We start from the raw sequence: 21,784 nt of genomic DNA, 5'->3' as shown, positions 1-21,784 counted from the left end.
CCGCAGAGCCTAACGACCCCGCCGTCCGGAGGGCCGCGCACGTCGGCGCCGCCCGGCGGCGCCCGGCGGCGCACGGTGCGGGACCGTGGCGGGGCGTGGCGCCGCGTGGCGCACCGGCTAGCCTCGACGAGTGGCAACTGCGCTGGTGATCGAGAACGACCCGACGGACGACCCGCGCCGACTGGGTGAGTGGCTGACCGAGGCAGGGCTGGAGCTGTGGGTGGTCCGCCCGCACGCCGGCGACGAGCTCCCCGCCGACCTGGAGGGGTACGCGGCGTTGGTGGTGCTCGGCGGCGACCAGCAGGCGTACCCGCTGCCGGACGGCTCGCCCGGCGCACCCTGGTTCCCCGCGGTGGAAGGGCTGCTCCGCAAGGCGGTCCGGTACCGGGTGCCGACCCTGGCCGTCTGCCTGGGCGCGCAACTGCTCGCCACCGCGCACGCCGGGCTGGTCGAACGCAGCCCGTCCGGGCCGGAGGTCGGCCCCGGCGTGGTCGGCAAGCGGGACGCCGCCGGAGACGATCCGCTGTTCCGGTACGTGCCGCTGATTCCGGACGTGCTCCAGTGGCACTCCGACGAGATCACCGAGCTGCCTCGGGGTGCCACCCTGCTGGCCGCCTCCACCCGCTACCCGAACCAGGCGTTCCGGCTCGGCGACCGGGCCTGGGGGCTGCAGTTCCACATCGAGTGCGACACCGCGATGATCGCCGACTGGGCCGCCGACTCGACCCTCCTCGCCGACCTGGGCTACGACCCGGAGCTGGTGGTCGCGGCCTGCGCCTCGGTGATGGCGGACGTCGAGGAGGTCTGGCAACCGTTCGCCGCGCGGTTCGCCGCGCTGGCGCTCGGCGAGCTGGACGACAGCACGACGCGGCGTGGCCTGCCGCTGCTCGGGCACTGATGAGCCGGCCGACCAGGGCGCCGGGCCGGCTCGCCCGGTACGGCTTCGGCACCGCCGAGGGCGACGGTGGGGCGCGCGCCGCCGACCTGCTCGGCCCGGACGGCCTGCGGTTGTGGCGGCCGGTCGAGCAGGAGCCGGTCGACGAGTTGGCCACGGAGTTGCTGGCGGCGCTGTCCCGAGCTGCCGACCCCGACCTGGCGCTGCGTCAGCTGCACCGCATCGTGGAGGCCGAACGCCGCGCGAACGGCGGCACCGGACCGGGTGCGACCACCGCGGTGACCGCCGAGAGCGACGCCCTGGCCCGGTCGCCGCTGCTGGCGGAGCTGCACGCCGACCCCGGGTTGCGGCGGCGGCTGATCGCGGTGCTCGGCGCCTCGTCGGCGCTCGGCGACCACCTGGTGGCCCACCCCGAGCACTGCGCCGCGCTGCGCACCGCCCCGGACGGGCTCGCGCCGACCGCTGAGGGTCGGCTGGAGCCGGCCGGCGACGGCAACCCGGTGGCGGTGCTGCGCAGCGCGTACCGGCTGGCCCTGTTGCGGATCGCGGCGGCGGACCTGACCGGCGGGCGCGGCCTGGAGCAGACCATGGCGGCGCTGTCCGCGCTGGCCGACGCGACGCTGGCCGCGGCGTACGAGATCGCCGTCTCGGAGCTTCCGACCGGCACCGCGCGGCCCCGGCTGGCCGTCGTGGCGATGGGCAAGTGCGGCGGCGGCGAGCTGAACTACGTCTCCGACGTGGACGTGATCTTCGTGGGCGCCGAGGACGCCGACCTGGCCGCCGGCACCACGGTGGCGACCCGGCTCATCCACATCTGCGGGCTCGTCGCGTGGCCGGTGGATGCCGCGCTGCGCCCCGAGGGCAACCGGGGCCCGCTGGTGCGGACCCTCGCCAGTCACCTGGCCTACTACCGGCGGTGGGCGCGCACCTGGGAGTTCCAGGCGCTGCTCAAGGCCCGCCCGGCCGCCGGAGACCTGCCGCTGGCGCAGGAGTGGATCGACCAGCTCGCGCCGCTGGTCTGGCGGGCGGCCGAACGGCCCGAGGCGGTCGAGGACGTCCGCGCGATGCGGCGCCGGATCATCGACCACATCCCGCCGAAGGAGCTGGAGCGCGAGATCAAGCGCGGCCCCGGCGGTCTGCGCGACATCGAGTTCGCCGTTCAGCTGCTGCAACTGGTGCACGGCCGTGGCGACGAGACGCTGCGGGCACCCGGCACCATTCCGGCGCTGCGCGCGCTGGTCGCGGGCGGCTTCGTCGGCCGCGCCGACGGCGAGGCGCTGCTGCGCGGCTACCGCTTCCTGCGCAGCGTCGAGCACCGGCTCCAGTTGCAGGGCCTGCGCCGGACGCACACCGTGCCCACCGAGCCGGCCGCGCTGCGCTGGCTCGCCGCCGCGCTGGGCTTCACGGCCGCGCCGGGGCGCAGCGCCGTGGAGAGCTTCCGGGCCGAGTGGGTCACCCACTCCGCCGAGGTACGCCGGCTGCACGCCAAGCTGCTCTACCGGCCGCTGCTGGAGTCGGTGGCCCGGGTGCCCGCCGACGGGTTGCGGCTCACCCCGGAGGCGGCCCGGCATCGGCTGGAGATCCTCGGCTTCGCCGATCCGGCCGGGGCGCTGCGCCACCTCCAGGCCCTCACCGGCGGGGTGAGCCGTACCGCGGCCATCCAGCGGACCCTGCTGCCGGTGCTGCTCAGCGAGTTCGCCGACGCGCCGGAGCCGGACCGGGGGCTGCTCAACTACCGGAAGGTCTCCGACAAGCTGGGCAGCACCCCCTGGTACCTGCGGCTGCTGCGCGACGGCGGCCCGGTCGCCCGGCGGCTGGCCCGGGTCCTCGCCCTCTCCCGGTACGTCGCCGACCTGCTCGCCCGGGACCCGGAGGCGCTGCGGCTGCTGGCCGAGGAGAACGAGCTGGTGCCGCGTTCACCCGAGGTGCTCCGGGATGGGTTCCTCGCGGCGGCGGGCCGGCACGCCGACCCCGTCGAGGCCACCCGGGCGGTACGCGCGCTGCGCCGCCGGGAGCTGGTCCGGGTGGCCTGCGCCGACCTGCTCTGCCGGGCCGGCTCGCTCGCACCCACCCCCACCCGCCCCGACGGCGGCACCCGGAGAGCGCCCGGGCTGGGCGACATCACCGGCGTCGGCGCGGCGCTCGCCGACGTCACCGACGCCACCCTGGCCGCCGCGCTGCGGGTCGCCCGGGCCAGCCAGCCGGCGCCGCCCGGGCTGCGGTTCGCGGTGATCGGCATGGGCCGGCTCGGCGGGTACGAGTCGAACTACCTGTCCGACGCCGACGTCCTGTTCGTCTACGACCCGCCCGCCGGAAGCAGCGAGAGCGCGGCCAGCGCCGCAGCGCACGCGATCGCCGAGGAACTGCGCCGGCTGCTCGGCGTGCCCGCGCCCGACCCGCCGCTCGGCGTCGACGCCGACCTGCGCCCGGAGGGCCGGCAGGGTCCCCTGGTGCGCAGCCTCGCCGCGTACGCGCAGTACTACGCCCGCTGGTCGCGGGTGTGGGAGGCGCAGGCGCTGCTGCGCGCCCGCTTCGTCTGCGGCGACGCCGACCTGGGCGCCGAGTTCGAGGCGATGATCGACCCGGTGCGCTACCCGGCCGACGGGCTCTCCCGCGAGCAGATCGTCGAGATCCGCCGGATCAAGGCCCGGGTGGAGACCGAACGGCTGCCTCGCGGCGCCGACCCGGCCACCCACACCAAGCTGGGCCGCGGTGGGCTGGCGGACGTGGAGTGGGCGGTGCAGCTCGTCCAGCTCCGGCACGCCGGCGCGGTCCCGGCGCTGCGCGGCACACGTACCCTCGACGCACTCGCGGCCGCCGCCGATGCCGGCCTGGTCGAGGCGTCGGATGCCGCGGAGATGGCCGCCGGCTGGTCCCTGGCCGCGCAGGTCCGCAACGCGTTGATGCTGGTCCGGGGCCGGGCCGGCGACCAACTGCCCCGGCACGGGGTGGAGCTGGCCGGGGTGGTCCGGCTGCTCGGCCGGGACGACCCGGGGGAGTTCCTCGACGAGTACCTGCGTACCGGCCGCCGGTCCCGCGCCGCCGCCCAGCGCGTGCTGGAGATGTAGGGGCGTCAGCTGCCGACGGTGTACTCGCCGGGGCGGGGGACGGTGACGGTGGTCCAGTCCCCGGCGGCGGCGACCGTGGCACCACCGGACGCGGCCAGCCATCGACTGTGCCGGACCCGGATCGCCACCGGCCCGGCGGTCGGGGCGCGGAAGGTCACCGCCGCGCCGTCGACGCGGACCAGTTCGGCGGGGGCGGCGACCAGTGGCGTCGGATCGGCTACCGCCCAGACCCGCCAGTGCGGGCCCGACCAGACCGGCGTCAGGTACGGCAACCCGCCCTCGACCAGTTCTGCCTCGGCCCGCCCCACCCAGGACAGCGGGGCGTCCGGCAGCGCCACGTACTGCACGGCATTCTCCGCCAGCCAGGCCCGGTAGCTCGCCGGAGTCAGCGCTACGCCGGTGCCGGCCGCCCCGGGCACGGTGGTGAAGAACAGCGGGTTGCGGTCGATGTCGGCCTGCCGCAGCCAGCCCCGGGCCAGCGGCACCTCGCCCAGCCGGGCCGCCTCCCAGTAGTTGCGGGTCGGTGGCACCTCGACCCGGCCGGTGAGCTGCTGCCCGGCCAGGAACGCGCGCAGCGGCGCGTGGTAGCCCGGCGCGCTGGTCGGGTCGCTGATGCTGCGCAGGTCGGCGGTGACCACCGGCGGCTGCCAGGCGCAGACCGCCACCAGCAGCGCGGCCAGGCCGACCGCGCCGAGCAGCCGGGCCCGCCGCGTGCCGCCGGACGGCGTGGTCCGGGCGGCGGACTGGCGGGCCAACCGGGTGGTGAGCCAGGCCGGCGGGCGGGCGGCGGCGGCCAGCACCGGCAGCGCGAACATCACCGCCAGCCGGGTCGCGTTCAACCCCACCGGGGTGTGCACCAGGGCGGCGGCGAGCACCCCGGCGGCGGAGAGCAGCGCGCCGATCCGCACCGGCCGGTACGCGACCAGCGCGGCCACCACCAGGCTGGTCAGCACCGCGCGCAGCGCGTCGGTGTCGCTGATGTTCATCCAGCCGCCGTCACCGAAGAGCAGCGCGGTCGCGGCCAGCGGCACGGCCGCCGCGATCCCGAGCGCCAGGCCCTCGGCGTACCGGCGGGTGAGCAGCAGCGCGGCGCCGGCGAGGCCGACGAAGAGGCCGGCCACTGGGCTGGTCGCGGAGGCCAGTAGCGCCCCGGTCGCGGCGAACCCGAGGCGCCACCCGGGCGAAAGCCGCCGGCCAGGGGGTACGCCTCGGGTGAGCGCGAGCAGCGCGGCCAGCCCGAACGCCACGCCGAGGGCGTAGGTGACCCGGCCGGAGACCAGGTTGCCGGTCAGCGTGACCACCCCGACCAGGCTGCCCAGCAGCGGCCGGGGTACCCCGGTGCGGACCAGCAGCGCGGCCAGCGCGGCGGCCGACGCCAGCAGGGCCAGCGCGCCGGTCACCCGTACGCCGAGCAGCGCCATCACCGGCTGGGACAGCAGGCTGTAGCCGAACTGCTGCACCCCGCCGTACCAGCGCAGGTCCACCGGGGTGGGGCCGTGGGCGGCGAAGAAGTCCGCGCGTGCCACCTGCGCGGCGAGGTCCGAGCCCATCAGTGGCAGGGCCAGCCAGATCGCGCCGAGCACGGCGGCGGCACCGGTGGCCACCGCCACCACCCGACTGCGCCGCATGCCCACCTCCGTACCGCGACCACCGTACTGGCAGCATGTCCGGCGTGCCTCACCACCTCGCGCGTTGGACCGGACTGGCGGGCTCGGCGCTGCTCGCCGTCGCCGCGTTCCTCGGCGGCGCCCTGCCCGGCTCACCCCTACGCGCCACCCCGGTCAGCATCTGGCAGGGGCCGGACGGGCCGCTGGTCATCGCCCTCTGGCTGGTCGGCACCGCGCTGATGGCCGGCGCCTGGTGGGCGCTGCGCGACACGGTGCCGTCGACCCGCTGGGCGCTGGTCACCGTCGGGCTCTGGCTGTTGCCGCTGCTCATCGCGCCGCCGCTGGCGAGCCGCGACGTCTACGCGTACGCCTGCCAGGGCGCCAGCTACGCCGCCGGGATCAACCCGTACGAGCAGGGCGTATCGGCCCTGCCCTGCCCCTGGCTGGACACCATCTCCTACATCTGGCGGGACACCCCGGCGCCGTACGGGCCGCTGTTCGTGGTGCTCTCCGGCGCGGTGATCAAGGCCACCGGATCGCTCACCGCCGCGATCGTGGCCTTCCGGCTGATCGCGGTGGCCGGGGTCGCGCTCACCGCGGTCAGCCTGCCGGTGCTGGCCCGGCGAGCCGGCGTACCGGCCGGTCGGGCGGTCTGGCTGGCGCTGGCCTGCCCGCTGGTCGCCGTCCACCTGGTCTCCGGCGCGCACAACGACGCCCTGATGGTCGGCCTGCTGGTCGCCGGGCTGGCGGTGGTGGCCTCCCGGCCGGGCCGCCCCGGCCTGCTGCTCGCCGGTGGCGCGCTCCTCGGACTCGCCGCTGCGATCAAGGTGACCGCGATGGTCGTGGTGCCGTTCGCCGCGCTGGCCGCGATCGTCGGCGGGTACTCGATCCGCGCGCTGATCCGGCACGGCGGGTGGGTGGTCGGCGGCGCGGTCGCCGGCGTGGTCGGGGTGACCTTCGCCGCCGGGCTGGACTTCGGCTGGGTCAGCGGGCTCGCCCGCGGCGGCGACGTGATCGCCTGGACGTCGCCGTCCACCGCCGTCGGGCAGACCGTCGGCTACCTGGCGGTACCGTTCGGCGGGCACATCGACGCGCTGCCGGTCACCCGGGCCATCGGCATGGCGGTGCTGGCGGTGCTGCTGGTCTGGCTCTGGTGGCGGGCCCGCACCCGGGAGCCGCTGTGGCACGCCGGCCTGGCGCTGGCCGCCACGGTCGCCCTGGCGCCGCTGTTCCACCCCTGGTACTGGATCTGGCCGCTGGCCGTGCTGGCGGCGACCGCCCGGCGGACCGGATGGTTCATCGTGGTCGCCCTGGTCTCGTCGTTCCTGGTGCTGCCGGACGGCACCGGGCTGCCCCGGTTCACCAAGTCGGTCGGGGCTCCGCTGATGACGCTGTTGGTGATCGTGCTGGTCATCCGGTTGGTACGGTCGGCTCGGGCGGCCCGCGAGCCGGTCGCCGCCGACTGAGGGAAGGTGCGCCGGTGACCGATCCCGGTGCCACGCCCGCCCCACCCCGCGATCTCGCCATGGCACCGAGCCCGCTGGCGGCGGGCGCCGCCCGGTACGCCGGCCTGGCCGGCGCGGTCCTGCTCACCGTGGCCGGGTACCTCGGCGGGGCGCGGCCCGACGCCCCGCTCGGCGCGACACCGGTGTCGATCTGGCGGTCCCCGGACGGGCCGGCGACGCTGACCTGCTGGCTCGTCGGCACCGCGCTGCTGGTCGGGGCGTGGTGGTCACTGCGCGAAGGTGCCCCGTCGACCCGGTGGGCGTACGTCACCGCCGGGCTCTGGGCGTTGCCGCTGCTGATCGCGCTGCCGGTGGGCAGCCGGGACGTCTACTCGTACGCCTGCCAGGGCTGGACGTACGCGCACGGCGTCGACCCGTACGCGGTGGGGGTGGCGGCGGCGGGTTGCCCGTGGCTGGACGCGGTGGCACCGATCTGGCGGGACACGCCGGCTCCGTACGGGCCGGTCTTCGTCCTGCTCGCGGCGCTCGCGGTCGAACTCGGCGGTGGGCTCACCGGCACGGTCGTGCTGCTGCGGGTGATCGCCGTGGCGGGGCTGCTGCTGGCCGCGCTCTGCCTGCCCGGGCTGGCCCGGGCGGCGGGGGTGCCGACCCGACGGGCAGCCTGGTTGGCACTGGCCGCCCCGCTGGTCGGGGTGCACCTGGTGGCCGGGGCGCACAACGATGCCGTGATGCTGGGCCTGCTGCTGTGCGGGCTGCTGGTGGTGGTCCGCCGGCCGGGGCGGCCCGCGGCGCTGCTGCTCGCCGGGGCGCTGCTCGGGCTGGCGGTCACGGTGAAGGCCAGCGCCGTGGTGGTGGTGCCGTTCGCCGCGCTGGCCGGCGTGCACGGCCGGTACACCGTACGGGCGCTGCTGCGCGACGGCGGCTGGCTGGCCGGTGGGCTGCTGGCCGTGCTGCTGGTCACCTCGGCGCTGTCCGGTCTCGGGTTCGGCTGGGTGGGTGGGCTGACGCGCAGCGGGGACTCCGAGCAGTGGACGTCCCCGCCCACCGCGGTCGGCCTGGTCGTGGACTACGCCGGCGCGTTGATCGGCCGTGACCCGGACGCGGTGCCGGTGGTCCGGGCCGTCGCGCTGCTGGTGCTTGCCGGGGTGCTGGTGGGGCTCTGGTGGCGGGCCTGGCGGGCGTTGCGCGACGTGAACGGCGTCGGCCAGCGGGTTACCCAGGCCGAGGTGACACGACCCCGGGTGGCGCTGCGTGGCGCGGCGCTGGCGCTGGTCGCCACTGTCGTCCTGTCCCCGGTCTTCCACCCCTGGTACGCGACCTGGCCGCTGGCGCTGCTCGCGCTCACCCCCAGCCGGACAACGTGGTTCGTGCTGCCGGCCGCGGTGACGGCCTTTCTCGCCCTGCCCGACGGCACCAACCTGGCCCGCTTCACGAAGGTCCCCGGCGCCGTGGCGATGACCGCCCTGTTCCTGGCCGTGACCCTGACCCTCCTGCGCAGGCGTCCCCGGCCGGGCAGGCGTCCCCGGCCGCGCTGATCATGAGGTTGGCGGCGCTGTCGATCTCTGAAAGGGCCGCCAACCTCATGATCAGCGGGGGAGGCCGGGGTGGGGCCGGGTCAGCCGGGTCCAGCGGGTGCGCAGGGCGAGCGTCAGCGGCAGCAGTGCGGGGCCGACCAGTGTCACCAGGACAGCCGTCGCGGCTAGCGCCGTCCAGTTCGGGATGAACCTGCTCGGCATGCCGTCCAGCGCCCCCGCCAGCGGTTGCAGGGCCAGCAGGCCCACCGGGGTGAGCAGGATCAGGACGGCCCAGCCGCCCCGGTGGTCGCCGCGCAGCGCCAGCCCCACGCCGAGTAGCACCACCGCGCCGAGCACCACCACGGCGGCGCTCGGCAGGACCGGGACTACCGTCCAGGTGTAGTAGCTCCCGGCAAACACATGCCGGTGCAACAGATTCGTCCCCGCGAGGTTGGCGCCGATGGCGGCCACCAGCGGCATCGCTCGCAGCGGCGCCGGCAGCCCGTCGGGTGCGCCGAGTGCGACCAGGCCCAACCCGACCTGCGGTAGCAGCACGAACAGTGGCGGGCGCGGCAGGCCGGTGAGTGCGGCGGCGGGGACGAGTGCGAGCGTGAGGAGCACCGCGAGCGCGACGGCGCCCCGGGTCCACCGAGCGGGTGCCAGGGCATGCACCAGCGCGGCGAGCCCCCAGGCGGTCCATGCCACGATGCCGAGCGAGACGAACGGCCCGGCGGCTGGATCGCCGAACTCGGGCGGTGGGGGGCGTAGCTCCAGCACCGTCCAGACCCCGGCGAGCGAAGTGGCGGCCAGGAGGGCCAGGACGGCCGCGAGGCGTACGCCCGGCACCAGGTCGGCCGCGCCTGCGGCGCGCACCCGCTGGCGGAGCCCGCCGCGCAGGACGTCGACGGCGTCCGCGGGCGAGGGCCAACGTCGACCTGGTGCGGCCAGGTCCAGGTAGGTGCCGACGATCTCGGCGCCACGGGCGCGCCGGTAGTCGGCGGGGTACGCGGACAGCAGTCGCAGGTAACGGCGCTCAAGATCGGTCATGCCAGCCCTCCAGCCACGCGTGGGGTGGTCGGCCGAGCGGCGCGAGCCCGCTCGGCCAGCCGTGCGGTCGCGGCCTCGACGTTGCGACGTAGCCGCTCCGTCTCGGCGCTCAGGGTCGCGTCGCCGGCAGGGGAGAGCCGGTAGTAGCGGCGCAGCCGGCCGTCCACCACCTCCTCCCGGTCGACCTCGACGAGGCCGGCGTCGACCAGCCGGTCGAGCGCCCCGTAGAGCGTCCCGGGGCGGAGGGATACGCGGTGGTCGGAGAGGGCGGCGACCTCGCCGATCAGCCCGTAGCCGTGCATTGGTTCGACGGCGAGCGCGGTGAGGATCAGGAAGGTGGGTTCGCGCAGGGGTGTGTCCACCGCCTCAATATATCGGAGACGAAGGTATATCGGGGGGCGTTACAAAGCGGCCGGCCCGGCTCCGCGATCGCGGAGCCGGGCCGGCCGGTGATGGAGCGACTGCTCAGCAGTCGTAATACATGGCGAACTCGTGCGGGGTCGGGCGCAGACGCACCGGGTCGACCTCGTTGGCCCGCTTCCACTCGACCCAGGTGGAGATCAGGTCCGGCGTGAAGACGCCGCCGTCGAGCAGGTAGTCGTGGTCGGCCTCCAGCGAGTCGAGCACCGCCGGCAGCGAGCCCGGGACCTGCTTGACGTCGCCCCACTCCTCCGGCGGGAGGTCGTAGAGGTCCTTGTCGATCGGCGTCGGCGGCTCGATCTTGCTCTTGATGCCGTCCAGGCCGGCCATCATCATGGCCGAGAAGGCGAGGTACACGTTGGCCGACGGGTCCGGCACCCGGAACTCGACGCGCTTGGCCTTCGGGTTGCTGCCGGTGACCGGGATGCGGGTGCAGGCGGAGCGGTTGCGCTGCGAGTAGACCAGGTTGACCGGCGCCTCGAAGCCCGGCACCAGCCGGCGGTACGAGTTGACCGTCGGGTTGGTGAAGGCCAGCAGCGACGGGGCGTGGTGCAGCAGGCCGCCGATGTACCAGCGGGCGGTGTCGGACAGGCCCGCGTAGCCGGTCTCGTCGTAGAACAGCGGCTCACCGCCCAGCCAGAGGCTCTGGTGGGTGTGCATGCCGGAACCGTTGTCGCCGAACAGCGGCTTGGGCATGAAGGTGGCGGTCTTGCCGTTCGCCCAGGCCTCGTTCTTCACGATGTACTTGAAGAGCTGAAGCTGGTCGGCGGCGTGCAGCAGGGTGGAGAACCGGTAGTTGATCTCGGACTGGCCGGCGGTGCCCACCTCGTGGTGCGAACGCTCCACAGTGAAGCCGGTGTCGACCAGCCGGCGCACGATCGAGTCCCGCAGGTCGGCGTAGTGGTCGACCGGGGGCACCGGGAAGTAGCCGCCCTTGTAGGCGGTCTTGTAGCCGCGGTTGCCGCCCGGCTCCTCGCGGCCGGAGTTCCAGGCGCCCTCGATGGAGTCGATGTAGTAGAACGACTGGTGCGCCGAGGTTTCGTGGCGGATCGAGTCGAAGATGTAGAACTCGGCCTCGGCGCCGAAGTAGGCGGTGTCGGCGATGCCGCTGGCCGCGAGGTACGCCTCGGCCTTCTTCGCGACGTTGCGCGGGTCGCGGGTGTAGGCCTCGCGGGTGAACGGGTCGTGGATGAAGAAGTTCAGGGCGAGGGTCTTCTGCGCCCGGAACGGGTCGATGAACGCGGTGGCGACGTCCGGGAGCAGGAGCATGTCCGACTCGTGGATCGCCTGGAAACCGCGGATCGACGAACCGTCGAACGCGAGGCCGTCGGTGAAGAGGTCGTCGTTGACGGACTCGACCGGCAGATTGAAGTGCTGCATCACGCCGGGCAGGTCACAGAAACGTACGTCGACGAACTTCACGTCCTCGTTCTTGAGGTATCGCAGCAGTTCCTCGGGATTGGCGAACACACGTCCTCCTGGCACGTCCACTGGGTGGCTAGGCTTCTGGCGACGCTATTCCCAAGCGGTTGCCCGGCCATGTCTCCGATGTTTCTGCCGTGTTACGTCGCTCGCGGAGCGTCAGCGACGCTCTTCCACCGCTTTCGGCCCGCCGCGAACGCCGTACCGGCTGTGCCATTGTAATGACATCTGATGCGATTAGCCCGATTAGGCACGCGGCGAGGGGCGGCACCCGGAAGCCCCGATCCCGACGCGGATACCCTTGACCGCTGTGACCAACCCGCACGCCACGGCAGCGCCCGCCACCGACCCCTCCTTCACCCCGCCGAGCCTCGGTCGGCGGTTCGGAGCGCTGATCATCGACTGGGTGCTCTGCCTGCTGGTGGCCAACATCTTCGCCGACCCGGTGCGCGACGGCTGGGCGCCGGTGCTGGTGCTGATCCTCGAGTACGGCCTCTTCCTCGGCCTGTTCGCCCAGACGCCGGGCATGTACATCACGAAGATCCGCTGCGTGAGCTGGGCCGACGGCGGGCGGATCGGGCTGTTCCAGGGGCTGCTCCGGGGCCTGCTGCTGGCCCTGGTCGTCCCCGCCCTGATCATGGACGAGCACCGCCGTGGGCTGCACGACCGCCTCACCGGTTCGGTCATCGTCGACGCACCCCGCAACTGACCCCCCGGCGCCAGGGACCGCGACCCGCAAGATCGCGCTCGATCAGGAACGCCACCGGCAAGATCGCGCTCGATCCAGGATGTAGTGGCATCCCTGGCGTTCCAGGCCACTACATCCTGGATCCAGCGCGATCTTGGCGCCCGCACCGGGGCCAGGGTCGGGGCGAGGGTCGGGGGACGTGGTGGGGTAACGGAAGGGAGCCGGACCTGTAGGTCCGGCTCCGTTCGGTGTACGGCGGGGGGTCAGCGGCCCCGCGACTGGCGGAAGTTGCCCGGCGGCCGCATGTTCTTCGGGATCGCGCCCTTGGGCATCTGCGGGCGGGCGGTGAGCGCCTTCAGCCGCTTGTCCAGCGAGTTGACGTCCTTGCCGGAGAGCGCGCGGGGCAGCCGCAGCAGCGTCGTCCGTAGCTTGCGGATCGGCAGCTCGCCCTCGTCCTGCCCGATCACGTAGTCGTGCAGCGGGGCGGAGCCGATCACCTTGGACAGCCGCCGCTTCTCCTGCCCGAGCAGGCCGCGCACCCGCTGCGGGTTGCCCTCGGCCAGCAGGATCACGCCCGGCCGGCCGATCACCAGGTGGACCATGTCCATCTGGGTGGTGGAGCTGACCGCCGGGGTGACCCGCCAGTCGCCGCGCATGTTCTCCATGATCTGCGCTGCTGCGCCGGGCTGGCCCTCGGCGGCGTTCATCATCGCCTTGTTGGACCGGAGGTTCAGCACAATCAGCACCGCGAGCAGGATGAACAGGATGCCGACCGGCAGCCAGATCCAGCTCCAGAGGATGACCGCGACCACGGTGACGGCGAGCGGGAGGAGCACCGCGGCGGCGACCAGCGGGGCGAACCACCGGTCCTGCTTGGCGGTGAACTTGAACACCATCCCGATCTGCTTCAGCCGCTGGCCGAACGAGACCTTCTCCTGGGGCTTTGCCATGTCGGAGAGTCTAGTGGGCGCCGTCGGCCCCGTTGATCCGCGTCCGGGTGCCGGCCGGCTGAGTACCTTACGTCGCCTCAGGCGTCTCTGGCGGGCGGGTAAGGAGGGTGGCACCGGGGAAGATCAGGCGGTGTGCCCATGCCCGGGTGGGGCCTTCGCGCGAAGAGTCATCAGCAGAAAGATGACGACGCCACGAAGGAGCCCGACATGTTCGGCAACGACGCAGAATTTCTGCTCTCCCTGCACCGTACCCACGCCGCTGAGCTGCGCGCCGAGGCGGCGGCGGAACGACTCGCCCGCTCGGTGTCACGCCCGGCCGGCCGCAGCTGGCTAGGCCGGCGCCAGGTCCGCCGCACCGGTGACGACCACCGGTGACGGCGCCCGCCCCAGCCGCCGCGCCCGTCCCGTCGCCGGCCCCGCCACTCGGTCACCGGCCGATCGGCGGGGCCGGCGGCGTGGGCCGCCATGGCATGCTCGTTCCCGTGACCGTACGTGCCGCCAGCTCCGTCCTCGTCGGCCGCCAGCGCGAGATTGCCGCGCTGCGCGGCGCGCTGGCCCGCGCCCGCACCGGGGAGCCGAGCACAGTGCTGGTCGGTGGCGAGGCGGGCGTGGGCAAGACCCGGCTGCTGGAGGAGTTCGCGGGCGGGGCCACCGACACCGGAGCCCGGGTGCTGGTCGGCCAGTGCCTGGAGTTGGGCGAGGCCGGCCTGCCGTTCGCCCCGTTCGCCGCCGCCCTGCGCGCGGTGCTGCGCGCCGACGGCGCCGAGGTCTTCGCCGGCTACGAGGCGGAGTTCGCCCGGCTGCTGCCGGAGCTGGGTCGGGTGCCGGCGGCGCTGGCCGTGCCGGCCGCCGCGCCGCTCACCGACGCCCCGCGCGGATACCTGTTCGACCTGGTCGCCGAGCTGTTCCAGCGGCTCGCCGACGCCCGACCGCTGGTGCTGGTGATCGAGGACCTGCACTGGGCGGACCGCTCCACCCGGGACCTGATCGGCTTTCTGGTCCGGGCCGCCCGGCCGGGCCGGCTGCTGCTGGTCGGCACCTACCGCACCGACGAGTTGCAGCGTGGGCATCCGTTGCGCCCGTTCCTGGCCGAGCTGGACCGGGCCCGCGGCGTCGAGCGGGTCGAGCTGGGCCGGTTGGACCGCGACGGCACCGCCGCGATCCTCGCGGACCTGCTCGGCGCCGAGCCGACCGCCCGCGCCGTCGACGACATTCACGACCGCACCCAGGGCAATCCCTTCTTCATCGAGGAGCTGGCCGTCGCCGGCGACCCGCTCGGCTGCGCCGCGCTCCCCGAGACGCTGCGCGATCTGCTGCTGGCCCGGGTGGACCGGCTGCCCGAGCCGGCCCAGCGGGTGTTGCGGATCGCCGCGGCCGGCGGCAGCCGTTTCGCCCACCACCTGATCGCCGAGGTCGCCGCGCTGCCCGAGGCGGAGCTGGAGGACGCGCTGCGCGCCGCCGTCGCCGCCCAGCTGGTGGTGGCCGACCCGGACGGCGACTACGAGTTCCGACACGCGCTGGTCCGCGAGGCCGTGCACGACGAGCTGCTGCCCGGCGAGCACGCCCGGCTGCACGCCCGCTTCGCCGCCGCGATCGTGGCCCAGCCGCACCTGGTCGCCGAGGGCCGGGCACCGGCCGAGATCGCCCACCACTGGTACGCCGCGCACGACCACCCGCGAGCCCTGGTCGCCGCCTTGGCCGCGGCCTGCGCCGCCGCCGACCGGTACGCCTACGCCGAGCAGCGCCGGCTGCTGGAACGGGCGCTGGAGCTGTGGGAGCTGGTGCCCGACGCCGCCGACCGGCTCGGCATGGACCACCTGGCGCTGCTGGAGCAGACCCTGGGCGCCGCAGTCACGGCGGGCGACTTCAGCCGTGCGATCACCCTGACCCGGGCCGGCCTGGCCGAGGTGGACGCCGACGCCGCGCCGCTGCGCGCCGCCCGCCTGCAGGACCAGCGGGGTCGACTGCTGGCCCTGCTCGGCAAGAGCGACGGCAGCAGCGAGCTGAGTGAGGCGTACCGGCTGGCGGCGGGCGGCCCGGCCGGTGTGGAGCGGGTACAACTGCTCGCCGACATCGCCGCCCACCTGGTCAAGATCGACCCTCAGCAGGCCGCCCGGGTGGCCGCCGAGGCCGCCACGGACGCCGAGGCGCTCGGCGAGGACGTGGCCCTGCTGCCCACGCGGATCGCCCTGCTGTGCCACGGCGAGCGGGACCTGGAGCGAGGGCTGGCCGAGCTGAGCCGGGCCGAGGCCGCCGCCCGTGCGTCCGGTGACGCGCCAACCCTGGTGCTCGCAATGGTGTACCGGTCGGACCTGCTCTGCGAGCTGGGTCGCTACGCCGAGTCCGCGCAGGCGGCCGAAGCCGGCGTGGCCGAGGCGCGGCGAGTGGGAATCAGCCGCTCCACCGGGGCGTACCTGTTGTCCAACCGGGCCGAGGCGCTGATCGCGCTGGGCCGGTGGGACGAGGCCGAGGCGGTGTGCGCGGAGGCCGCCCGGATCGACCTGTCCGGCGTCACCGGGCTGCACTGGCTCCAGTTGGGCGCCGGGCTGCGGCTGGCCCGGGCCCACCCGGCCGCCGACGAGCTGGTCGACCGGGCGCTGGCCTTCCTCGGCCGGCCCTACCTGTGGCCGAACCATCGGCTGCCCCTGCACGAGCTGGCGATCGAGTCGGCGCTGGCCGCCGACGACAAGGTCGAGGCGGTCCGGGCGGCCCGCGTCGCGCTGGCCGATGGGAGCCTGCCGCAGCTGCCCCGCGAGGGCTGGCCGGTGCTCAGCGCCGTCGCTCGTACCGCCGCCCGGGTGGGCGACCGGGAGCTGGCCGCCGCCGTCGCGGCGCTCGCGGCCGATCTGCCCGCGCTGCATCCGGGCGCGCGGGCGCATGCCGCCCAGGTCACCGCGCTGCTCGCGGCCGGTGATCAGGCGCTGCCGGCGTGGCGTGCGGCGGTGGACGCGTGGCGCGCCGACGGGCAGCCGTACCCGCTGGGCCGGGCACTGCTGGCGCTGGCCGAGGCGGCCGCCTCGGCCGGAGAGCGGGACGAGGTGGCGGCGGCGGTCACCGAGGCCGCCGAGATCGCCCGGCGACTGGGCGCGACGCCGCTGGCCGATACGGCCGCCACGCTGGCCCGCCGGGTCGGCCTGCGCGGAGCGGGCCAGGGCGGCCCCGGCACCGATCTGCTGACCGCTCGGGAACGGGAGGTGCTGCTCCTGGTCGCCGAGGGGCACAGCAACAGCCGGATCGCCGAGCGGCTGTTCATCTCGCCGAAGACGGCCAGCGTGCACGTGTCCCGGATCATCGCCAAGCTGGGCGTGACCAACCGGGTGGAGGCCGCCGCCCTGGCGCACCGCCTTGGCCTGCTCACCGAGCCCGCCGTACCCCGCTGACAAGCGAGCCGGGGCGGCTCGGCCACCCCGCTGACGAGCGAGCCGGGGCGGCTCGGCACCTTCAGGCGTGCGGCAGGTAGATCCGCCAGCCGTCCAGGGTGACCAGGTCCAGGCTTCCCGGGGCGGCGCGCAGCCGCTCGTCGAGCCGGGTCGCCAGCGGTGAGTCGGCCGGCGCGACCCAGGCCGGTGCCGCCGCGCGCTCCACCTCCCGCCGGTACGCGGGGTAGCGGTCGAAGCCGGGGCGCAGCGTGTCGTCGACGACCGCGCAGGCCACGTCCTCCCCACTGGCGAAGGTGAGCCGGTTGCAGGTCCAGTAGCCGGCGCGTACGTGGCGTACGCCGAGCTGCCGCAGGGTGGTCACCAGCTCGGCGTGCCGGGCCTCGGCGGCCCGGATCGCCGGGGCGGTCTGCGTCGCCTGCCAGGTGGCGTGGGCGGTGGTGCCCAACGTGGCAGCGAGCACGACCAGCGCGACCGGCCGGACGACGGTCCACCCGGCTCGGTGCCGGGCCGCCATCCACAGTGGCCAGAGCAGCGCCGGCAGGGAGATGAGCAGGCAGGACAGGTAGCGGGAACTCTCCACCGGGGTGAGCCCGGCGGCGCTGCTCGCGGTGTACGCGACGAGGGTGGCCACCGCGGCCAGTACGAGAGCCAGCCGCATCGCCGCCGTGACCCGGGGCGACGGGTCAGCCGGGGCGGTGGACGACCGGCGCAGCGTTCGCCAGGCGGTCCCGGCGGCGACGGCCAGCAGCACCGGCAGTGCGAGCGCCCACCAGAGCTGCCAGGTGGCGCACTGCCCGGGGGCGCAGAAGCCCATGCCCAGCGGCGGGCCGAGCAGCAGCCCGCCGTGCAGCCGTTCCGCCCAGCCCGCGGTGGCGTTCGCCCCACCGGCGGCGAGTACCGCGTGCAGCGGGTTCCGGCCGGTCAGCAGGCTGTGCACCAGCAGCGGGGCCGCCCCCAGCGCGGCGGCCGCCCCGAGCAGCGCTCCGGCCGCCCCGCGCAGTTCCCGGCGGCAGAACCCGATCAGTACCGCCCCGGTGGCCAGGATGTACGGCAGCACCAGCGGGTCGACCCAGAGCATCAGGCCGGACAGGAGCCCCCAGGCCGCCCAGCGGACCAGCCGCCGCCCCGGCCGGCCGGTGGCCAGGTCGAGGGCGAGCAGGGCGAGCGCCACCCCGGCGGCGTTCATCTCGGGATAGCCGCCGCCGGCGATCAGCTGGTTCTTGACGACCCGGTCGGAGCCGAGGGCGAGCAGCGTCACCACGAGCAGCCCGAACCAGCGGTCCCCGGTCAGCCGCAGCGTCAACCGCCAGGCAAGCAGCAGGAACACCGCGTACAGCACCAGCGTGGGCAGCCGCAGGCCGAGCAGCGACGGCCCGCCGGCCAGAGCGAACACCGGCGCGGCCAGGTACGCCTCCAGCGTGCCCATGTACTGCTGGCCGTAGAACCAGACCGGAAAGTTCTCGCCCCGGGCGATGTGCAGCGCGGCCAACCCCATGGTGGCCTCGTCGCTGTTCGTCGGTGGCGCGGCGTGGCCCAGCAACCAGAGCCGGTAGCCCACCCCGGCGAGCAGGGCCAGCCCGGTGAGCCAGCCGACCAGTCCGGGGCGTGCGCCGGGCCGGAGGCGCGGGTTGCCCGCCCCATGCGGCTGCTGGCGTACCCCGACGGTCATCGCACGATCATGGCACCGACCGCTCGCGCGGCGTGCCGCGCCCGGCGGGTCGGGCGCGGCTCAGCCGGGCGGTGGAAGTCGGAGTGCCGGTGGTGCGGCTCAGCCGGCGGTGGCGGCCGGGGTCGCGGCGCGGGCGTCGAGCGCCTGCCGGTAGAGCCGGCCGGCCCGGTACGACGAGCGCACCAGCGGCCCGCTCATCACCCCGGCGAAGCCGATCTCCTCGGCCTCCTCGCGCAGCTCCACGAACTCCTCCGGCTTGACCCAGCGGGTCACCGGGTGGTGCCGGGGGGAGGGCCGCAGGTACTGGGTGATGGTGATCAGCTCGCAGCCGGCCTCGTGCAGGTCGCGGAGCGCCTGGGAGACCTCGGCCCGCTCCTCGCCCATGCCCAGGATCAGGTTGCTCTTGGTGACCAGGCCGTCGGCGCGGGCCTGCCGGATCACGTCCAGCGAGCGGTCGTAGCGGAATGCCGGCCGGATCCGCTTGAAGATCCGCGGCACGGTCTCCACGTTGTGCGCCAGCACCTCCGGGCGGGAGCCGAAGACCTCGGCCAGCTGCTCGGGGACGGCGTTGAAGTCCGGGATCAGCAGCTCGACGCCGCAGCCGGCCTGGAGGGCGTGGATCTGCCGGACGGTCTCGGCGTACAGCCAGGCGCCGCCGTCGGGCAGGTCGTCCCGGGCGACGCCGGTGATGGTGGCGTAGCGCAGCCCCATCGAGACCACCGACTCGGCGACCCGGCGGGGCTCGTCGGCGTCGAACTCGGCCGGCTTTCCGGTGTCGATCTGGCAGAAGTCACAGCGCCGGGTGCACTGGTCGCCACCGATGAGGAAGGTGGCTTCGCGGTCTTCCCAGCACTCGTAGATGTTGGGGCAGCCAGCCTCCTGGCAGACGGTGTGCAGCCCCTCGCGCGAGACGAGCCCGCGCAGTTGGGTGTACTCCGGCCCCATCTTGGCCTTGACCTTGATCCATGGCGGTTTGCGCTCGATCGGCGTCTCGGCGTTGCGCGCCTCGATCCGCAGCAGGCGACGCCCCTCGGGGGCGGCCGTTGCGGTGCGCGCTGCCTGGCCGGTCGTCGGCGCGGAGTGCTCGATCGTCACGAAAACGAGCCTACGCCCGACGGCCGTCGTCTATGTGCGTCAGGCGACCGGCATCACGCCGCAGATGTTGTGACGCCGGACACCGCCCTGTCGAAAATGGGCGTCACACCGACGGACGTCGGGTGCTACGGTCACCGCCAACAGCGACGACGGAGCCGAGTAGCGCCCCGACCCGCCAGTGCAGAGAGCCGCCGGTGCTGAGAGGCGGTCTGGCGCCGGTGCGTGAAGACCCTCCCGAGCTGCGGGAAGAACGGTTGCGGGTCGCCCCCGTGCCCAGTAGAGCCCGCCCGGCTGGCCCCGGTCATCAGGCGACGAACGAGGCTCCCGCTCCGGCGGGGGCGAAGGTGTGGTGGCACCGCGAGGTTCCCGCTCGCCCACACCTCCCTGGGGCTGATGCGACGCTTCGCCGCCCGGGAGGTGGCGAAGGCGTCGCGATTGACCGAGGAGCAGCCCACCATGCAACGCGTCCTTTCCCACCACCTGCACCTCCACCTCGGCACGACTGTGCGGATCGCCGGCTGGGTACACCGCCGCCGGCTGCTGAAGTCGGTGGCCTTCCTGATCGTGCGGGACGCCGCCGGCCTGGCCCAGGTCGTCATCACCGACCCGGCTGTCCGCGCCGACCTGGAGAAACTCACCGAGGAGACGGTCGTCGAGGTCATTGCCACGGTGGTCGCGCGGGACAGTCACGCCGCGCCCACAGCCGGGGCGGCTACGACGTCCGCCGGGGTCGAGCTGACCGACCCGACGGTACGCCCGCTCGGCCCGCCCGCCGTGCCGCCACCGTTCGACCTGTACCGGCCGGCGCTCACCGCGAGCCTGCCCACCCAGCTCGACCATGCGCCGACCGCGCTGCGGCACCCCACCCGGTCGGCCGCGCTGCGCGTCTCGGCGGCCGCGGTGGCCGGGTTCCGGGCCGCGCTCGACGCCCGGGACTTCGTGGAGATCCACACTCCGAAGGTGGTCAGCTCGTCGACCGAGAGCGGCGCGAACGTGTTCGCGCTGGACTGGTTCGGCCGGCCCGCGTACCTGGCCCAGTCGCCGCAGTTCTACAAGCAGCTGATGGTCGGCGTCTTCGAACGGGTCTACGAGGTGGGGCCGGTGTTCCGGGCCGAGCCGCACGACACCGTCCGGCACCTCGCGCAGTACACCTCGCTCGACGCGGAGCTGGGCTTCGTGGCCGACCACCGGGACGTGATGCGCGTGTTGCGCGACGTCCTGGCCGGGATGCTGGGCGCGGTGGGCGAGCGGGCCGCGGGTGCGTTGGAGACGCTCGGCGTCGAGGTGCCGGCCGTGCCGGCGGAGATCCCGGCGGTGCACTTCACCGACGCGTTGCAGATCGCCGGCGCACCCGACGACGAGCCGGACCTCGCGCCCGCCCACGAGCGGGCGCTGGGGGAGTGGGCCCGCCGCGAGCACGGGTCGGAGTTTCTCTTCGTCACCGGCTACCCGATGGCGAAGCGGCCGTTCTACACCCATCCGGACCCGGGCCGGCCGGCGTACTCCAACGGCTTTGACCTGCTCTTTCGTGGCCTGGAGCTGGTCACCGGCGGGCAGCGGCTGCACCGGCACGCCGACTACCTGGCGGCGCTGGCGGCCCGGGGCGAGCCGGTCGAGCCGTACGCCGGGTATCTGGACGCGTTCCAGCACGGCATGCCGCCGCACGGCGGCTTCGCCATCGGCCTGGAGCGCTTCGTGGCCCGCCTGGTCGGCGCGGCCAACGTCCGGGAGGTCACCGCGTTCCCGCGCGACCTGCACCGGCTGACCCCGTGACAAACAGGGGCCCCTGTCAACGCCTTCGGCGGAACAGGGGCCCCTGGGTCGTCATTCGGGCGGATCGAGCCGACGGCATCGCACCGCCGGCCGGGTGCTACACCTCGATCAGGGTGGACAGTCGGCGCTCGACGACCGGGAGCACGTCGGCGACGGTGATCGGGCGGCCCAACTCGGCGGTGAGCGAGGTGACGCCGGCGTCCCGGATGCCGCACGGCACGATCCGGTCGAAGGACGTCAGGTCGCAGTCGCAGTTGATCGAGAATCCGTGCAGTGTGACGCCCCGGGCGACCCGGATGCCGATGGCGGCCACCTTGCGGGCCGGCCCCCGGTCGTCCTCGGGCACCCAGACACCGCTGCGGCCCTCGACCTGGCCGGCGGCCAGCCCGAACTCGGCGCACACGTCGATCAGCAGTTTCTCGGTGCGGCGCACGTAGGCGACCACGTCCACCGGGTCGGGCAGTCGGAGGATCGGGTAGCCGACGAGCTGCCCCGGCCCGTGCCAGGTGATCTTGCCGCCGCGGTCCACGTCGACGACCGGGGTGCCGTCCGCCGGCCGGTCCCACGGCTCGGTGCGCTTGCCCGCGGTGTAGACGCTCGGGTGCTCCAGCAGCAGCACGGTGTCGCCGCGTTCGCCGGCCACCACCGACTCGTGCAGGCGGCGCTGCTCGTCCCAGGCGGCCTGGTACTCGAGCAGGCCGGCGCGGACGGCCGTCAGGCCGGAGGTCGTCGTTGTCACGCCACCGAGCCTAGTCCGGCCACCGGCTCCGATCCCTGGTGAGCCGCCTCA

The 21,784-nt window shown here is 74.6% G+C and carries 16 protein-coding genes; 8 read left to right on the top strand and 8 right to left on the bottom strand.

Translation table 11 applies throughout. The features are described 5' to 3' along the window. The first annotated feature begins 130 nt into the window (after positions 1 to 130). The gene (locus ACFY29_RS07825; RefSeq protein WP_328419006.1) at positions 131 to 898 is read left to right on the top strand and encodes a type 1 glutamine amidotransferase; all 768 of its coding nucleotides are present in this window, start codon (positions 131 to 133) and stop codon (positions 896 to 898) included. Continuing rightward, a complete protein-coding gene (locus tag ACFY29_RS07820; protein WP_386984178.1) occupies positions 898 to 3,963 on the top strand; it encodes a bifunctional [glutamine synthetase] adenylyltransferase/[glutamine synthetase]-adenylyl-L-tyrosine phosphorylase in 3,066 nt (1,021 codons plus the stop codon). The genes ACFY29_RS07825 and ACFY29_RS07820 overlap by 1 nt, the downstream gene beginning before the upstream one ends. A gap of 5 nt (positions 3,964 to 3,968) precedes the next feature. Here the strand turns inward: ACFY29_RS07820 and ACFY29_RS07815 are convergent, their stop codons facing one another. Then, on the bottom strand, positions 3,969 to 5,591 hold the full coding sequence (locus ACFY29_RS07815) for a hypothetical protein (RefSeq protein ID WP_386984176.1): 1,623 nt from the start codon (positions 5,589 to 5,591) through the stop codon (positions 3,969 to 3,971). Between the two features lie 44 nt (positions 5,592 to 5,635). On the opposite strand from ACFY29_RS07815, the gene mptB (ACFY29_RS07810) reads away from it, so the two are divergent. Then, positions 5,636 to 7,036: a polyprenol phosphomannose-dependent alpha 1,6 mannosyltransferase MptB gene (gene mptB / locus ACFY29_RS07810; protein ID WP_386984175.1), complete on the top strand. Its 1,401-nt coding sequence runs from the start codon at positions 5,636 to 5,638 to the stop codon at positions 7,034 to 7,036. Between the two features lie 59 nt (positions 7,037 to 7,095). After that, complete coding sequence (mptB, locus tag ACFY29_RS07805) at positions 7,096 to 8,571, top strand: polyprenol phosphomannose-dependent alpha 1,6 mannosyltransferase MptB (RefSeq protein ID WP_386984684.1); 1,476 nt, start codon at positions 7,096 to 7,098, stop codon at positions 8,569 to 8,571. 51 nt (positions 8,572 to 8,622) lie between these two features. On the opposite strand, the gene ACFY29_RS07800 is transcribed toward mptB (ACFY29_RS07805), so the two are convergent. From ACFY29_RS07800 to glnA, 3 genes are all read right to left on the bottom strand, one after another. Further along, complete coding sequence (locus ACFY29_RS07800) at positions 8,623 to 9,597, bottom strand: hypothetical protein (RefSeq protein WP_386984173.1); 975 nt, start codon at positions 9,595 to 9,597, stop codon at positions 8,623 to 8,625. After that, positions 9,594 to 9,959, bottom strand: coding sequence for a PadR family transcriptional regulator (locus ACFY29_RS07795; RefSeq protein ID WP_328419001.1), 366 nt, complete (start codon positions 9,957 to 9,959; stop codon positions 9,594 to 9,596). The genes ACFY29_RS07800 and ACFY29_RS07795 overlap by 4 nt, the downstream gene beginning before the upstream one ends. Positions 9,960 to 10,062: 103 nt before the next feature. Continuing rightward, on the bottom strand, positions 10,063 to 11,487 hold the full coding sequence (gene glnA / locus ACFY29_RS07790; RefSeq protein ID WP_355604792.1) for a type I glutamate--ammonia ligase: 1,425 nt from the start codon (positions 11,485 to 11,487) through the stop codon (positions 10,063 to 10,065). A 262-nt stretch (positions 11,488 to 11,749) separates the two neighbouring features. Between glnA and ACFY29_RS07785 the strand changes: the two genes are divergently transcribed. Next, positions 11,750 to 12,148 (top strand): RDD family protein, encoded by a 399-nt coding sequence (locus ACFY29_RS07785; RefSeq protein ID WP_355604795.1) that lies wholly within the window; start codon positions 11,750 to 11,752, stop codon positions 12,146 to 12,148. A 242-nt stretch (positions 12,149 to 12,390) separates the two neighbouring features. Here the strand turns inward: ACFY29_RS07785 and ACFY29_RS07780 are convergent, their stop codons facing one another. Continuing rightward, positions 12,391 to 13,077 (bottom strand): DUF4191 domain-containing protein, encoded by a 687-nt coding sequence (locus tag ACFY29_RS07780; protein WP_328418998.1) that lies wholly within the window; start codon positions 13,075 to 13,077, stop codon positions 12,391 to 12,393. A gap of 207 nt (positions 13,078 to 13,284) precedes the next feature. Here ACFY29_RS07780 and ACFY29_RS07775 point away from each other — a divergent pair, with 207 nt between their 5' ends. Both ACFY29_RS07775 and ACFY29_RS07770 read left to right on the top strand, forming a co-directional pair. Then, positions 13,285 to 13,452 (top strand): hypothetical protein, encoded by a 168-nt coding sequence (locus tag ACFY29_RS07775; protein ID WP_328418997.1) that lies wholly within the window; start codon positions 13,285 to 13,287, stop codon positions 13,450 to 13,452. A 107-nt stretch (positions 13,453 to 13,559) separates the two neighbouring features. Then, positions 13,560 to 16,457 carry an AAA family ATPase gene (locus ACFY29_RS07770; RefSeq protein ID WP_386984171.1) on the top strand — a complete coding sequence of 966 codons (2,898 nt, stop codon included), beginning with the start codon at positions 13,560 to 13,562 and terminating at the stop codon, positions 16,455 to 16,457. 61 nt (positions 16,458 to 16,518) lie between these two features. Here the strand turns inward: ACFY29_RS07770 and ACFY29_RS07765 are convergent, their stop codons facing one another. Together ACFY29_RS07765 and lipA are read right to left on the bottom strand one after the other, a co-directional pair. After that, positions 16,519 to 18,126 carry a hypothetical protein gene (locus ACFY29_RS07765; protein ID WP_386984169.1) on the bottom strand — a complete coding sequence of 536 codons (1,608 nt, stop codon included), beginning with the start codon at positions 18,124 to 18,126 and terminating at the stop codon, positions 16,519 to 16,521. Positions 18,127 to 18,225: 99 nt separating this feature from the next. After that, a complete protein-coding gene (gene lipA, locus ACFY29_RS07760) occupies positions 18,226 to 19,221 on the bottom strand; it encodes a lipoyl synthase (RefSeq protein WP_386984167.1) in 996 nt (331 codons plus the stop codon). 456 nt (positions 19,222 to 19,677) lie between these two features. Between lipA and aspS the strand changes: the two genes are divergently transcribed. Next, positions 19,678 to 20,994, top strand: coding sequence for an aspartate--tRNA(Asn) ligase (aspS, locus tag ACFY29_RS07755; RefSeq protein ID WP_386984682.1), 1,317 nt, complete (start codon positions 19,678 to 19,680; stop codon positions 20,992 to 20,994). A gap of 97 nt (positions 20,995 to 21,091) precedes the next feature. On the opposite strand, the gene lipB is transcribed toward aspS, so the two are convergent. After that, positions 21,092 to 21,733 (bottom strand): lipoyl(octanoyl) transferase LipB, encoded by a 642-nt coding sequence (gene lipB / locus ACFY29_RS07750; protein ID WP_328418993.1) that lies wholly within the window; start codon positions 21,731 to 21,733, stop codon positions 21,092 to 21,094. Between the last annotated feature and the right edge of the window lie 51 nt (positions 21,734 to 21,784).

The sequence above is a fragment of the Micromonospora sp. NPDC000668 genome, assembly GCF_042897975.1.
Lineage (GTDB): Bacteria > Actinomycetota > Actinomycetes > Mycobacteriales > Micromonosporaceae > Micromonospora.
This window is presented reverse-complemented; position numbering and strand designations above follow the sequence as displayed.